This window comes from Bradyrhizobium yuanmingense (assembly GCF_029167105.1).
GTDB lineage: Bacteria > Pseudomonadota > Alphaproteobacteria > Rhizobiales > Xanthobacteraceae > Bradyrhizobium > Bradyrhizobium yuanmingense_A.
The window spans coordinates 1-13,850 of record NZ_JARFML010000010.1 but is presented as its reverse complement, the minus strand read 5'-3'; the positions used below and the strand labels follow the sequence as shown (position 1 = coordinate 13,850).

Annotated in this window: 17 protein-coding genes and 1 tRNA gene; 9 read left to right on the top strand and 9 right to left on the bottom strand. The window is 65.8% G+C overall.

The window, feature by feature from the left end; all coding sequences use genetic code 11:
* Window positions 1-15 precede the first annotated feature (15 nt).
* Window positions 16-891 carry a phosphoribulokinase gene (locus tag P0R31_RS14820; protein WP_275514707.1) on the bottom strand — a complete coding sequence of 292 codons (876 nt, stop codon included), beginning with the start codon at window positions 889-891 and terminating at the stop codon, window positions 16-18.
* 12 nt (window positions 892-903) lie between these two features.
* Window positions 904-1,941 carry a class 1 fructose-bisphosphatase gene (locus P0R31_RS14815; protein ID WP_275514706.1) on the bottom strand — a complete coding sequence of 346 codons (1,038 nt, stop codon included), beginning with the start codon at window positions 1,939-1,941 and terminating at the stop codon, window positions 904-906.
* A gap of 120 nt (window positions 1,942-2,061) precedes the next feature.
* Here P0R31_RS14815 and P0R31_RS14810 point away from each other — a divergent pair, with 120 nt between their 5' ends.
* Window positions 2,062-3,039 (top strand): LysR family transcriptional regulator, encoded by a 978-nt coding sequence (locus tag P0R31_RS14810; protein WP_275514705.1) that lies wholly within the window; start codon window positions 2,062-2,064, stop codon window positions 3,037-3,039.
* 235 nt (window positions 3,040-3,274) lie between these two features.
* Here P0R31_RS14810 and P0R31_RS14805 read toward each other — a convergent pair whose 3' ends face one another.
* From P0R31_RS14805 to P0R31_RS14785, 5 genes are all read right to left on the bottom strand, one after another.
* Entirely contained in the window at window positions 3,275-3,472 is a 198-nt protein-coding gene (locus tag P0R31_RS14805) for a hypothetical protein (protein WP_157286986.1), read from the bottom strand.
* Window positions 3,473-3,599: 127 nt separating this feature from the next.
* Window positions 3,600-4,019 (bottom strand): DUF4118 domain-containing protein, encoded by a 420-nt coding sequence (locus P0R31_RS14800; RefSeq protein ID WP_275514704.1) that lies wholly within the window; start codon window positions 4,017-4,019, stop codon window positions 3,600-3,602.
* 126 nt (window positions 4,020-4,145) lie between these two features.
* Window positions 4,146-5,339: an MFS transporter gene (locus P0R31_RS14795; RefSeq protein WP_275514703.1), complete on the bottom strand. Its 1,194-nt coding sequence runs from the start codon at window positions 5,337-5,339 to the stop codon at window positions 4,146-4,148.
* 82 nt (window positions 5,340-5,421) lie between these two features.
* Window positions 5,422-6,042, bottom strand: a complete 621-nt coding sequence (locus tag P0R31_RS14790; RefSeq protein WP_343299317.1) for a TetR/AcrR family transcriptional regulator — start codon at window positions 6,040-6,042, stop codon at window positions 5,422-5,424.
* A gap of 77 nt (window positions 6,043-6,119) precedes the next feature.
* The gene (locus P0R31_RS14785; protein WP_275514701.1) at window positions 6,120-7,079 is read right to left on the bottom strand and encodes an N-carbamoyl-D-amino-acid hydrolase; all 960 of its coding nucleotides are present in this window, start codon (window positions 7,077-7,079) and stop codon (window positions 6,120-6,122) included.
* A 259-nt stretch (window positions 7,080-7,338) separates the two neighbouring features.
* On the opposite strand from P0R31_RS14785, the gene P0R31_RS14780 reads away from it, so the two are divergent.
* From P0R31_RS14780 to P0R31_RS14765, 4 genes are all read left to right on the top strand, one after another.
* Window positions 7,339-7,563 carry a hypothetical protein gene (locus P0R31_RS14780; protein ID WP_025034576.1) on the top strand — a complete coding sequence of 75 codons (225 nt, stop codon included), beginning with the start codon at window positions 7,339-7,341 and terminating at the stop codon, window positions 7,561-7,563.
* A gap of 77 nt (window positions 7,564-7,640) precedes the next feature.
* On the top strand, window positions 7,641-7,763 hold the full coding sequence (locus tag P0R31_RS14775) for a hypothetical protein (protein WP_275514700.1): 123 nt from the start codon (window positions 7,641-7,643) through the stop codon (window positions 7,761-7,763).
* A gap of 10 nt (window positions 7,764-7,773) precedes the next feature.
* Window positions 7,774-8,100: a hypothetical protein gene (locus tag P0R31_RS14770; protein WP_275514699.1), complete on the top strand. Its 327-nt coding sequence runs from the start codon at window positions 7,774-7,776 to the stop codon at window positions 8,098-8,100.
* A 159-nt stretch (window positions 8,101-8,259) separates the two neighbouring features.
* The gene (locus P0R31_RS14765; RefSeq protein WP_275514698.1) at window positions 8,260-8,562 is read left to right on the top strand and encodes a hypothetical protein; all 303 of its coding nucleotides are present in this window, start codon (window positions 8,260-8,262) and stop codon (window positions 8,560-8,562) included.
* 162 nt (window positions 8,563-8,724) lie between these two features.
* On the opposite strand, the gene P0R31_RS14760 is transcribed toward P0R31_RS14765, so the two are convergent.
* A complete protein-coding gene (locus P0R31_RS14760; RefSeq protein ID WP_275514697.1) occupies window positions 8,725-9,699 on the bottom strand; it encodes a tripartite tricarboxylate transporter substrate binding protein in 975 nt (324 codons plus the stop codon).
* Window positions 9,700-10,085: 386 nt separating this feature from the next.
* Window positions 10,086-10,162: transfer RNA gene (locus P0R31_RS14755), tRNA-Pro, on the bottom strand.
* Window positions 10,163-10,212: 50 nt separating this feature from the next.
* Here P0R31_RS14755 and P0R31_RS14750 point away from each other — a divergent pair.
* Genes P0R31_RS14750 through P0R31_RS14735 form a run of 4 tightly spaced genes read left to right on the top strand, consistent with a single transcriptional unit; the run spans window position 10,213 to window position 13,698 of the window.
* Window positions 10,213-11,220 carry an L-threonylcarbamoyladenylate synthase gene (locus tag P0R31_RS14750; protein ID WP_275514696.1) on the top strand — a complete coding sequence of 336 codons (1,008 nt, stop codon included), beginning with the start codon at window positions 10,213-10,215 and terminating at the stop codon, window positions 11,218-11,220.
* A gap of 16 nt (window positions 11,221-11,236) precedes the next feature.
* Complete coding sequence (locus P0R31_RS14745) at window positions 11,237-12,664, top strand: FAD-binding oxidoreductase (protein ID WP_275514695.1); 1,428 nt, start codon at window positions 11,237-11,239, stop codon at window positions 12,662-12,664.
* Window positions 12,661-13,107: a GNAT family acetyltransferase gene (locus tag P0R31_RS14740; protein WP_275514694.1), complete on the top strand. Its 447-nt coding sequence runs from the start codon at window positions 12,661-12,663 to the stop codon at window positions 13,105-13,107. Before P0R31_RS14745 ends, P0R31_RS14740 begins: the two co-directional genes overlap by 4 nt.
* Window positions 13,108-13,116: 9 nt before the next feature.
* Window positions 13,117-13,698: an NUDIX domain-containing protein gene (locus P0R31_RS14735; protein ID WP_275514693.1), complete on the top strand. Its 582-nt coding sequence runs from the start codon at window positions 13,117-13,119 to the stop codon at window positions 13,696-13,698.
* The last annotated feature ends 152 nt before the right edge of the window (window positions 13,699-13,850 follow it).

Below are 13,850 nucleotides of genomic sequence, written 5' to 3'. Positions count from 1 at the left end.
GGAGTCTCTCCCTGTTCACTTCAGGCTGCGCTTGCGCTCGATCAGCTGCATGATCAGCGGCGTCAGGATCAGCTGCATGGCCAGGTCCAGCTTCGCGCCCGGGCACACGATCGAATTGGCGCGCGACATCCAGCTCTGCGGCAGCATCGAGAGCAGATAGGGGAAGTCGATTCCGCGCGGATTCTTGAAGCGGATCACCACCATCGATTCGTCGGGCGTCGGGATCCAGCGCGCGATGAACGGATTGGAGGTGTCCACCGTCGGCACGCGCTGGAAGTTGATGTCGGTCTCGGTGAATTGCGGACAGATGTAGTGGATGTAGTCGGGCATCCGCCGCAGGATGGTGTCGGTGACCGCCTCGGTCGAATAGCCGCGTGCGCTGCGGTCGCGGTGCAGCTTCTGGATCCATTCGAGGTTGATGACGGGCACGACGCCGATCTTGAGGTCGGCATAGCGCGCGACGTTCACCTTATCGGTGACTACGGCGCCGTGCAGGCCCTCGTAGAACAGCAGGTCCGAATCCTCCGGCAGCTGCTTCCAGTCGGTGAAGGTGCCTGGTGCCGCGCCATGCAGCGCCGATTCGTCGGCGTCGTGGACGTAGTGCCGCGTCACCGCGGTGCCGGTCTCGCCGTAGTCGCGGAAGGCGCGCTCCAGCTCCTCGAACAAATTGGTCTCGGGGCTGAAATGGCTGAAATGCTTGTTGCCGCGCTCGGCCTCCTTCGCCATCTGCGCACGCATCTCGACACGGTCGTAACGGTGGAAGGCGTCGCCCTCGATGTAGACGGCGTTGACCTTCTCACGGAAAAAGATCTGCTCGAAGGTCTTTTTGACCGAGGTGGTGCCGGCGCCGGAGGAGCCGGTGATGGAGATGATCGGATGCTTCCTGGACATGGGACGCCTCGCTCAGAGCCGGAAGAATCCGCGCCGCGCGAACAGCGGCGCTGAAACGCTGGCGACCAGCAGCGGATCGCAATGCAGCTCCTCGACGCGGCGCACCTCGTTGCTCGAACCCATGATTAGCGGCACGCGCTGGTGCAGGCTCTGCGCCGACAGATCGAGGATGCGCTCGCGTCCGGTCGAGGCCGAGCCGCCGGCCTGCTCGATGATCATGGCCATCGGGTGCGCCTCGTAGGTCAGGCGCAGGCGGCCGTCGCCGTAGCCGGGCCGCGCATCGGAAGGGTAGAGAAACACGCCGCCGCGGGTGAGGATGCGATAGGCCTCCGCGACCAGCGAGCCGATCCAGCGCATGTTGAAATCGTGGTTGGCCGGCCCGTCGACGCCGGCGAGGCATTCGTCGATGAAGGCACGCACCGGCGGATCCCAATGCCGGCGGTTCGAGGCGTTGATCGCGAACTCCTCGCAGGCTTCGGCGATCTGCACGCCGCTGCGCGCGAAGCGGAAGCAGCCCGCCTTGCGGTCGAGCGTGAAGATGTCGACGCCGTCGCCGAGCGTCAGCACCAGCGAGGTCTGCGGGCCGTAGGTGACGAAGCCCGCCGCGAGCTGCGCCGAGCCCCGCTGCTGGAAGGCGAGTGAGAGATCATCGGGGGCCGGCAGGATCGAGAAGATCGTGCCGACGGTCATGTTGATGTCGATGTTGGAGGAGCCGTCGAGCGGATCGATCGCGATGCAGATGCGCCCCTTACGGTCGACGATCTGGGCCTCGCGCATCTCCTCCGACGCCAGCGCCGCGATCGGCAGCCGGCCGAGGCAGCGGCGCAGGATCGCGTCCGCCTGGACGTCGAGGTCGCGTTGTAGATCGCCGTCGCTGTTGCGCCCGGTGGTCAGGCCCGAGGCGTCGGCGAGATCGCCGCTGGCGATGAGATCGGCAATCTCGATCGCCGCGGTCGCAATGGCATCGACCGCGGCTGCCACGGCCAGCGCATGCGGCGCGGTCTCGGAATACCGTTGAAGGTGGTCGTCCAGCCTGAGTTGCCCAGTCATCTGCGTCCATCCCCTGTGCCGGCGCCGCATCCATTCCCTCCCCGGCGGAGGCAGGTCGCGATCAGTGTCGGCATCAGGAGATTGACAGGGACGGCTTAATAAGGAAAATTTCTATTCATAATGAGCCTCAAAGAATTTTCTTATAATGGCCCCGGCCATGCAGCGGCCCAGCTCCGGCATCTGACGATCCGGCAGCTGCGCTCGCTCGCGGCGCTCTCGGCCAAAGGCAGCGTGACGGCGGCGTCGAGCCATCTCGGGCTGACCCAGCCGGCCGTGACCCAGCAGCTGCGGCAGTTGCAGGATCTGGCCGGCCTGCCCCTGGTGCAGCGGACCGGCGACGGCATGCTGCTGACGGAAGCCGGCAAGGAGGTGCTGGCGCTGGCCGAACGGGTCGAGGCCGCGATCACGGATTGCCAGGGCGCGCTCGACCTGCTCGCGGGGCGGACCGGCGGCACCGTGCATCTCGGTGCGGTCTCGACCGCCAAATATTTCGTGCCGCATGCGATCGCGGCGTTCTCCAAGCGCTACCCCAAGATCGAGATCAAGCTCACCATCGGCAATCGCGAGGAGATCCGCGAGGCCATGCACGGCTACGACCTCGACTTCGCGGTAATGGGTCGGCCACCGGCCGACGTCACCGTCGACGTCCGCCAGCTCGGGCGCAACCCGCACATCATCGTCGCGCGCAAGGGCCATTGGCTGGAGAAGGATTCGGGCCTCAGCCTGACCGATCTCGTGCACGAGACCTTCCTCACCCGCGAGCCCGGCTCGGGTACGCGGACGCTGATGGAAGGCATGTTCCAGAAATCGGATCTCGAGCCGATCATCGGCATGGAGATGAGCAGCAACGAGACCATCAAGCAGGCGGTCATCGCCGGGCTCGGCATCGCCTTCATCTCGGCTCACACCGTGGCGCATGAGCTCGCCGAGGGCCGGCTCGTCGTGCTCGACGTCGCGGGCCTGCCGATCGTGCGGCAATGGTACGTGATCCGCCGCAGCGACAAGGTGCTGCTGCCGCCCGCGCAGGCGATGTTCGATTTTCTCGGCTCGGAAGGCTCGAATTATCTGCCTGATTTGCCCGAGCTGGACGGACGATAGCCGGCCTTCGCTCAGCTCATCAGCTTCATGGCGAGCGTCGCCGCCAGCACTACGATGATCTGGAGCAGGCGCTCCGTCGTGAAGATGCGGTTGAAGGTGGTCATCGCGTGCCCCGGCCGACGTGAAGAATGTCTCGGCCGTTGCTAGCACAGAAGGATGCGGAGACAACTCCGTAGTTGCCCGTGGCGGTCGCGCCTTCGGCGAGCCGGTTCAGGGGCGCGCCGATGGCCGGCGATCAGGCCGCGAGCGGGGCGGCGTGGTCCGTGCGCGAGGCGAAATAGGCTTCCAGCTCCGACAGCGCCCGCGCCTCCCACTCGCTCGCCTGCTCCAGCAGCGACCAGCTCTGGCCCGGGCGGAACGCTGCGGTCTGGCGATAGAGCGATGCGATGCCGCGGTAGCGGCGCACGTTCTCCAGGATGGCGTGACCGTTCATGTCCGAAAACTCCCTCGTCATTCCCGCGGGAGAAACTGCGGCCAAATCTTTTTCGAAAAGTTAGCGGCGCGCGGCAAGTTCGCGGATGGTTGCCGGACTGTTGCTCGGGCGCAACGCGCGGCGCGATCTATTGCGGATTCGTTGCCGCGCTCTCGCCCGAAGGCTTCAGCCCGCCGCTTCTGACGATCGTCATCGTCGCGCGGCAGAGATCGGCCAGGCCGATTAGGAGGACGGCAAGAAGACAGAACAGGTTGATGGAATCGGCATGCACGCTGGTCAGCGCATTGAGCTCGAAGAAGGGCGGGATGAACGCCCACCACACCAGCGGCACGGTGAGCAGCGCGGCGAATGCCGCCGCCGGTGCACCCGCCATCAGCGCAAGCACGAACAGGCCGGGCAGGAACGCTGCGAAATAGAGCTTTGCGCCAAGCAGGACACAGATGCCCTGAACCACGGCCGACACCGTGACGACGGCGAGCCCGAGCAGAAACGCCCGCCACGACCATGGCCGTACCCGCCGTGCGCCAAACAGCCCCGCACGTTTCATCCGCATCCCCCTGCCGCCCATTAACCAGGTGCGTTACGACGAAAGTACTACAACCGCTACCAATCCGCGAGATGGAAATTGCGTCATCGCGAGGTCGGTCGCATCGCACCGTTCCGGCGACGGCCGCTACTCGGTCAGCGCGTAGAGCAACCCCGCGACGGGCAAAGCAAGGCCAATGGCCGATGCGAGCGTCCAGCCGCCCTGTGCAAACGCCCAGGCTCCGACCGCCGAGCCGACCGCGCCGGCGGCGAAGAACGTCGCCATGTAGAGACCATTGAGGCGACTGCGGTGCTCGTGCCCGAGCGCGAAGATGGCGCGGAAGCCCAGCACCACATTGCCCTGGACGCCGGTATCGATCGCAATCGCGGCCACCACCAAACAGGCGAGGTTCAGCACCGAGCCGTGTGCGCCGATGGAGGTCACGAGGAAGCCGGCGGACGTGAGCAGCATCGCGACCAGCGTCGCGATCCGGCTATGGCCGAGGTCCGCGAGGCGCCCGGCGATCGGTGCTGCGAACACGCCGGCGACGCCGGCCAGCGCGAACAGCGCGATGCCGCGCTGGGAGAAGCCGAACTCGCCGGCGAGCTGGAGCGGCGCCACCGTCCAGAACAGGGTGAAGGCGCCGAACAGGCTCGCCTGGTACAGCGCGCGGCGCCGCAGCAGCGGCGTGGCCCGCACCAGATCCGGCATCGACAGCAGCAATTGGCCGTAATGCATCCGCGTGACCGGCTTGCGCTTCGGCAGCGTCATCCAGAGCACGGCTGCGAGCACGATCATCAGCGCAGCGGAGGCGAAGAACACTGCGTGCCACGACAGCAAGGCGGTGACGAAGCTCGACACCGGACGCGCCAGCATGATGCCGAGCATCAGGCCGGTCGAGACGTTGCCGACGACGCGGCCGCGGATGGCTTCAGGCGCCAGATGCGCCGCATAGGGGATGATGATCTGCACCGCGACCGAGCCGAGGCCGATGAACAGTGCGGCGAGCAGGAACGGCAGCGCATGGGTTGCGAACGCCGCGGCGAGCAGCGCCGCGGCGCCGAGCATGATCACAGAGCAGATCAGCGCGCGGTTCTCGACGAGATCGCCGAGCGGCACGATCAGCAGCAGCCCGGTGCCGTAGCCGATCTGCGTCATCGTCACGATCAGCCCCGCCGCCGCATGCGACAGGCCGAGCGCCGCGCTGATCGGGGCGATCAGCGGCTGCGCATAATAGATGTTGGCGGCGACCATGCCACAGGCCGCGGCAAGCACGAAGGTCAGGCGCTGCGACACCGCATCCGGCCCGGGCGCGGCCTCGATCGTGGCATTCATCGTCATTCGCATGGTCTCCAGGTAAGGCGCAGGGAATGGCCATTAGGTAAGGTATAGGGAATGGTCATTCCCTATTCTGACAAAAAATTCAGGCGAGCAGCTTCATTGCGGCGCCGACGAGACGCTCTGCGTCGAGCGGCAGACGAGCCTTGCCGACGACGCGCATTCCCTGCGTGATGCAGAGCATCAGCCGCGCGGTGTCGTCGGCCAGGACATGGCGGGGGATCGAGCCATCGGCCTGTCCGGCGCGGATGAGGCCGGCGATGAAGCTCTCGTTGCTCGCGAGCTGTGTGCTGACGCGGGCACCCACGACCGGATCGAGCGCGGACAGTTCGACCGCGCTGCCGACCACGAGGCAGCCGCGCCGCCCCTCGATTCCCCGGGAGTGCTCGACATAGGACAGCAGCACGTTGCGGATTTGCTCGCGGCCGTTTGCACCACGCGCCGCCGCGCTGCGGGTCTGCTGCTGGCGCAGGGCCGTGTAGCGCTCGAAGGCGGCGAGAAACACCGCATGCTTGTCGCGAAACGCCTTGTAGATGCTTCCCGTCGCGAGCCGCATCGCCGCAGTGAGGTCCCCGATCGAGGTGGCATGATAGCCGCGCTCGCGAAACACACGCACGGCGCGGTCGAGCGCGGTGTCCATGTCGAATTCCCGGGGACGGCCGGGCAGACGGGCGGCAGGCCGGGAGCGGCGGGCGGTCTTTTGCATTGCGGGATAATAGGGAATGAACGTTCCCGAATAAACACACGTGGTCGTGAAAGGAATCAATGACGAAGGAGAGAGCGTCACCCCCTCCGCGGCACCGGCGTCCCATCCGCCATGATCGTCGCGCCCTTCCGCTCGACGATCATGCCGTAGGCACGCGGCTGGCGGTGCACGTCGAAATTGAAAGTGGTGCGCTTGTAGGAATTGCAGAGATCGAGATCGCAGCGCGCCAGCGCGATCTCGTCGCTCTTTGTCGTGCAGGCCGCAATGATCTCGCCCGAGGGCGCGATGATGCAGCTGCCGCCGATGTGGTCGACGCCCTCCTCCACACCGGCCTTGGCGACCCCGACCACGAAGGTGCCGTTCTGATAGGCGCCGGCCCGCATCACCAGATGATTGTGGAACAGCGAGAGATCGTCATGCTCCGGCGCTGGCGGATTGTGCACCGGCGTGTTGTAGCCGATCAGCACCATCTCGACGCCCTGCAGGCCCATCACGCGATAGGTCTCGCTCCAGCGGCGGTCGTTGCAGATCGCCATGCCGATCACGCCGCCGAAGGCATCGACCACGCCGAAGCCGCTGCCGGGCTCGAAATAGCGCTTCTCCAGATGCTGGAATTCGCGCCACGGCTCGTGCTCGGCATGGCCGGGCAGATGCACCTTGCGATATTTCAGGACGATCGCGCCGCTCTTGTCGACGAGGATGGACGTGTTGTAGCGCCTGACGATCCCGGCCTCGAGCGTCAGCTCGGCATAGCCGAGACAGAAGCCGATGCCGAGCTCGCGGGCGAGATCGAACAGCGCCTGCGTCTCGGGGCCCGGCATCTCGCGCTCGAAGAAGCTGTCGATCTCGGCCTGGTCCTCGAAGTACCAGCGCGGAAAGAACGTGGTCAGCGCCAGCTCGGGATAGACGATCAGGTCGCAGCCGCAGGCCCGCGCCTCGCGCATCAATCCCATCAGCCGCGCCACCACCGCGGTCCTGGTCTCGCTCCTCGCGATCGGTCCGAGCTGGCCGGCTGCAATGGTCACAATTCTCCTCACGCGTCATTCCTCATCTTTTTCGAGTGCGCCCCGGCCCGAGCCTACCACCGCGCGCACAGGCCGCCTCGGCGCCCCGTACCGAGGGCACAATCAAATTCCGTGCCTGCGGGTATCATCGTGCGGCGCTGGGTGAGCAACCAAACAGGAACTTCGTTGCCGATCTGCAACGGTTCCCCACCGTCTGAAGCCGGACAAAACAAACTCCCATTCCGGCCATGAACCGCTCTCACAAGGCCGTGAGACTATCAGGGGAACGACGATGCGTGCACAACGCGTTTGGAAAGTGAATGGCGCCGCCAGCATCGGGCAGCTTCAATCGAGACTGGACGATCTGAACAAGCGTCTCGGTCAGCTCGAAAACCAGCATCCGGACAGCTGGAAGCTCGAGGAGCTGAGATCGAGCGCGCTCAGCCTGTCGCGGGAGATCGACGACATCCGCTGCGCCGAGGCGACGGCGGCCTTGAGCGAGCTGCTGCGGAAATAGTCGGCCTGCCGATTCGCGCCGGCGCAGGGAACCAAGCGCGGCGGCGGCCATTTCCATGCAAAGCATGGAGCAAGACCATGAGCAGGCACCTGACGCGCACCGATCTCGCGCGCGACGTGGCCGGACCCACGCTGGTTCTGTGCACGGCGGCGGCCTTCACCATCGCGCCACTTCTCACTGTGAAGAATTTGACGCCGTGAGGGATTTCGCATGACGTCCGATCCCGAGGAGCAGGTCAGGCTGCAAGGCTACGGCGAGATGACGCTGCGCACCGCGGTCGAGACCTTCATGCTGCTCGCGCCGCGCCAGCGGTCCGAGGCCGCGATCTTTCGCGTCCGCGACGGCGTGCGCCTCGCGCAAAGCGAGGTCGCCGAGCTCGCATCGCACTGGGGCATATCGCCCGCGCCCAACGTGCGATCGCCGAAACTGGTGCCGGAGCAGCACTGGCAAGATGTCGTCCGCGGCATGGTGCGCGAGGCCCCGCTGCCGTCGCTGCTGGTGGCCTTCCTCGTCGGTGTGCTGGTGGCTCGCAGATGATGCGCGGCTCGCGATGGCCCACTCACGTGAATGGAAATCGCGGCGTTCCGTGAAACCCGAGGAAACCCTTTTTGCTCGCGAAATCGCGACCGTTCCGCGCGGAACGTCTCCAGGCAGGAGGGATTGGCCCCCCGTTAAACCCCGAACATGGAGACAACCATGACACGTACGAAACTCGTGAGCGTCGCCGCAACTCTGGCCGCGATTTTGCCGCTCGCAACTGCAAGCCCCAGCCTCGCTGCGGGACGCGGTCCCGGCCCGTGCACCCCACCGGCTGGAGAAGCAGTCGGCGCCGCCGGACCCGCCATGAGCGGCGGCCAGTTGATGGCCGGCGTCGGTCAATGCCAGCGCATCGGCGGTTGGCACAACACCAACACCTACGGCTATTGGGGCCCGGGCTACGGCTACAACGAGCCCCGCTGGGGCGCATCGGCCTACGCACCCTACGACTACGAGGACTAGGGCCCTTCACATCGCAAGATCACAGCGGCGCGGCCGATCACGGCCGCGCCGTTTGCGCATGAGGGGCGGCAAACATGAGACAGCGCGGCCATCGAGACTTGATTTGCAGCGGCCCGAAGCAAGACGAATAGTCTCAGCAACCGCCTGCCAGAGCAGGATCAATCACTTCTGTTCGCTTGCCCGCATCTGCTCGGCAAAAGGACGCAGGGCTTCGGACATGTCATCGAGGCGTTTCTGCCACTCCGCGCCAGGCATGAAGGCGATCACCGGCTCATCCCCGGGCGAACCCGTCAGGTATTCTGGACTACGCAGGCCCTCGGCGATCCCGGCTTCCAGCTTCTTGACGATGTCGTCCGGAACGCCCTTGGGAACCGCAAAGCCGCGCTCCGCCGTCGTCATGACCGGAAAGCCCACCTCTTCTGCCGTCGGAACGTCCGGCAGCGCTGCAAAGCGCTTCTTCGACAGGATCGCGATGACGCGAAGTGGCCCCTTGTTGGTGCCATGCAACTCGGGAATCTCGCTGACAGTGACCATCCCGACGTCCAGATGCCCGCCCAAAAGATCGGTGCGCTGTGCCGCCGTTCCTCTGTAGGAGATTTCGTTGGGCTCGACCTTCGCGGCTGCCGCGAGCATGCGAATGGCCAGATGACCGTTGGTGCCGGCGCCATTGTGTCCGAAGCTCACCGAGCCCGGCTTGCTGCGAAGCGCGGCAATAACATCAGCAAGATTGCTGAATCTGCTGTCCGCGGGCACCACGATCACGTTCGGATCTTCGACCACCCGTGCGACCAGCCGGATGTCGTCCGTGGTGTATTGGGTCTTGCGGGTCATCGGCAGGAAATTGTAGCCGGGCACGTTGACGACACCGACCGCATAGGCGTCGGGCGCCGCGCGCGCGATCGAAGTAAACGCGATCTCTCCGCCGGCGCCGGGCTTGTTCAAGACGACAAATTTCGCCTTGCCGCCCAGCGCGCGCTCGACAAAGGGGAGAAGCTTGCGCGCCATGACATCGGTGCCGCCGCCAGGCGCGAAGCCGACCACGACTTCGATCGGCTTGTCGTCAGGCCACGCAGCCCATGCCGGGCTGCAAGCAGCAAAGCCGAACGCTGTGGCGAGTGCGACGATTGTCTTGTTCATGATTTCCAGCCCTGCTTTTTGTTGGCCGATCGCGCTCTCGAACGCCCGATCGACTGTGCGTTCATCTAGCCATCGGCCTGACTGGACAGCAACCGATTCTCCCGAGTGCAGCTATGCAGTGGGCCGCCGCGGTTCATGAGGTCATTGCGGACGCATCGAGGGGACGGCGCTTCGAATTCCGTTTGAGCGGCGCGACGTCCTCTGACCTATCTCGCAACGCTAACCCCTCGGGGTCGACCCATGACAAGCCATGCCGCCGCAACAGGCTGCCCTGCTCGGACCAAATCCACCGTGGACCCGGTCCCGAAATCGTTGCAAAAAGGCGTCCTGAGGTGCCGGCGGCCGGTCTGCCAAGCCTTTAGGAAAACGTCGATTTTTTGGAAGAATGGTCGGAGTGGCAGGATTCGAACCTGCGACCCCTGCGTCCCGAACGCAGTGCTCTACCGGGCTGAGCCACACTCCGACAAGAAGGCGGCTTATAGCGTCGGGTTTGACGCACTGCAAGCGGCCGAGATGAGGAATTTTATCCCTGTGAAAACGGGTGTCGAGACGCTGATTTTGCCGGCCGGCGCGGCTGGCGCGGAAGCCGCCGCCCGGACCTTGGCGGCCGGCGGGCTGGTCGCGTTTCCGACCGAGACGGTCTATGGGCTCGGGGCGGATGCCGCCAATGCCGCCGCGATCGCCCATCTCTACGCCGCCAAGGGCCGGCCGGCGTTCAATCCGCTGATCGCGCATGTCGCGGACCTCAAGGCCGCGTGGCGGATCGGGTGGTTTGATGCGCGAGCGCTCGCGCTCGCGGAGGCGTTCTGGCCGGGGCCGCTGACGCTGGTGGTGCCCAAGACCGGGGACTGCCCGGTGGCGGATCTCGCCACGGCTGGCCTCGACACGGTGGCGATCCGCATCCCCGCCCATCCCGTCGCGCAGGCGATTCTGCGCGCCTTCGGCGGCGCCGTGGTGGCGCCCTCGGCCAACATCTCCGGCCACGTCTCGCCGACGCTGGCCGCGCATGTCGAGAGCGACCTTGCCGGGCGGATCGACCTGATCATCGACGCAGGGCCTGTTATGGTCGGCGTGGAATCGACGATTGTCGGCTGCTTCGACGCGCCGATGCTGCTTCGTCCCGGCGGGCTGTCCCGCGAGCGGATCGAGGCGGTGCTGGGCGCGCCGCTGGCGCGGCCGCCGGCGGAGGCTGGCAGCGACGACAGCCAGCCGCTGGCACCTGGCATGTTGGCCTCGCATTACGCGCCGCGCGCCCATGTGCGGCTCAACGCACGTGAGGTCGCGCCGGGCGAGGCGCTGCTGGCGTTCGGCCCGGAGCGCCTGCCCGGTCTTGACGCCGCATCAGCCGTGATGAATTTGTCGCCCGCCGCCGATCTCGATGAAGCCGCCGCCAATCTGTTCGGCTATCTTCGCAGCCTCGATGCGAAAGGACCGCGGGCGATTGCGGTGATGCCGATTCCCGAAGATGGTCTGGGCGAGGCGATCAACGACCGGCTGCGCCGCGCCGCGGTGGCGCGTTGAAGCAAGAGACGAGGACATGAACATCAACAAGCCTGCCATCCCGCCGCTTGCGCCCGAATTGATCGAGCAATTCCGCAAGATCGTCGGCGAACGCCACGCGATCACCGACCCGACCGATGTCGAGCCTTACGTCACCGAGGAGCGCAATCTGTTCCACGGCCGTTCGCCGCTGGTGCTGCGCCCTGGTTCGACCGCGGAGGTCGCCGCGATCTGCAAGCTCGCCTCCGCACACAACATCGCGCTGGTGCCGCAGGGCGGCAACACCGGGCTCGTCGGCGGCCAGACGCCGCACAATGGCGAGGTGGTGGTGTCGCTGCGCCGGCTCGACAAGATCCGCGAAGTCGACACCGCCTCCAACACCATGACGTGTGAGGCCGGCGTGGTGCTGCAGATCGCGCAAGCCAAGGCCTCCGAGGTCGACCGGCTGTTTCCGCTGTCGTTAGGGGCCGAAGGCAGTTGCACCATCGGCGGCAATCTCTCGACCAATGCCGGCGGCACCGCGGCGCTCGCCTATGGCGTCGCGCGCGAGATGGCGCTGGGCCTGGAAGTGGTGCTCGCCGACGGGCGCGTGCTCAATTCGCTGTCGAAGCTGAAGAAGGACAACACCGGCTACAATCTGCACAACCTCTTCATCGGCGCCGAAGGCACGCTCGGCATCATCACCGCTGCGACGCTGAAGCTGTTTCCGAAGCCGCGGGCGATCGAGACCGCCTTCGTCGGGCTGAAATCGCCGGCGGCGGCGCTGAAGCTGCTGACCCTCGCGCAAGGCGAAGCCGCCAATGCGCTGACGAGCTTCGAGCTGCTGTCGGAGCTGGCGGTGGATTTCTCCGTCCGCCACGGCATCGACGTGCGCGATCCGCTTGAGGCGAAGCATCCCTGGTACGTGCTGATGGAATTGTCATCGCCGAGCGAGGATGCCCGCACGCCGCTGGAGACGATCCTCAGCCGTGCCATGGAGGAGGAGATCGTCGACGACGCCGTGATCGCGGCGAGCCTCGCCCAGCGGGCTGCGTTCTGGAAGCTGCGCGACGAGATGTCGGCGGCGCAGAAGCCGGAAGGCGGCTCGATCAAGCACGATATCTCCGTCCCGGTTGCGGCCGTGCCCGAATTCATCGCGGAAGCCGATGCGGCCGTGGTGAGGCTGATCCCCGGCGCCCGGCCGGTGCCGTTCGGCCATCTCGGCGACGGCAATCTGCATTACAACGTCAGCCAGCCGATCGGCGCGAGCACGGCCGATTTCCTCGCGCGCTGGCATGATGTGAACGCGGTGGTGTTCGAGATCGTGCTACGCATGGGCGGCTCGATCTCGGCCGAGCACGGCATCGGCGTGCTCAAGCGCGACGAACTGCCCGAGGTGAAGGACAAGACCGCCATCGAGCTGATGCGATCCATCAAGGCGATGCTCGATCCGCTCGGCATCATGAATCCAGGGAAGGTGCTGTGAGCGCTTCCCTTGCGATCGATGCGATCACCGATGCCGATGTCGAGCTGGTTGTCGCGCTGTGGCAGCGCTGCGGCCTGACGCGTCCCTGGAACGATCCCCATGCCGACATCGCACTGGCGCGGCGGCGCGACAATTCCACCGTGCTGGTCGGCCGGGAGAATGGCGCGATCGTCGCCACCGTGATGGTCGGCCATGACGGCCATCGCGGCTGGGTCTATTACGTCGCGGTCGACCCTGATTGCCAGAAGCGCGGCTACGGCCGCGTGATCATGGCAGCCGCCGAGGACTGGCTGCGGCGTGCGGGTATCGCAAAGCTGCAGCTCCTGGTCCGCCGCGAGAACGCGCAGGCCAATGCGTTCTACGGCTCGCTCGGCTTCGAGCTATCGACATCCGTGATGTTCCAGAAGTGGCTCGACGGCCGTGCGAACACGCCAAGCAATTGAGATCCAGCCATGACCATTTCCGACCGCGTCCGCATCAAGGACGTCCGCGTGCTCTCGGACGGCTGGACCACGCTGAAGACCACGACCTTCGAATACCGGCGGGCCAATGGCGAGTGGCAGACCCAGCATCGCGAGACCTATGAGCGCGACAATGCCGCCGCTGTGCTGCCGTATAATCTCGCACGGCGGACCGTGATCCTGGTGCGCCAGTTCCGCCTGCCGGCCTTCATCCGTGGTCACGACGACCTCTTGATCGAGGCCGCCGCCGGCGTGCTCGACAACGCCGAACCCGAGGAGCGCATCCGGGCCGAGGCGGAGGAAGAGACCGGCTATCGCCTGCACCACGTCCACAAGGTGTTCGAGGCCTTTATGAGCCCCGGCGCCATCACCGAGAAGCTGCATTTCTTCGTCGCCGAATACGAGCCCGAGATGCGGGTGAGCGACGGCGGCGGTCTCGAACACGAGGGCGAGGACATCGAGGTGCTGGAGCTCTCCATTGACGAAGCCCTCGCGATGATCGCCGACGGCCGCATCATCGACGCCAAGGCGATCATGCTGCTGCAATACGTGGCGCTGCATGTGTTCAGGTAGATGTGCTCTTCCCTTCTCCCCTTGTGGGCCTGTTGCGTAATTCGCCATTTGTGATTCCCTAGGGCAAAGCCTTGGAGGGTAGCGATGGCAGTGAAGCAGACGGGGCAGCCGAGTTTTATTGAGGGGTGGCTGCCGAAGGGAGCCGGGGCCAA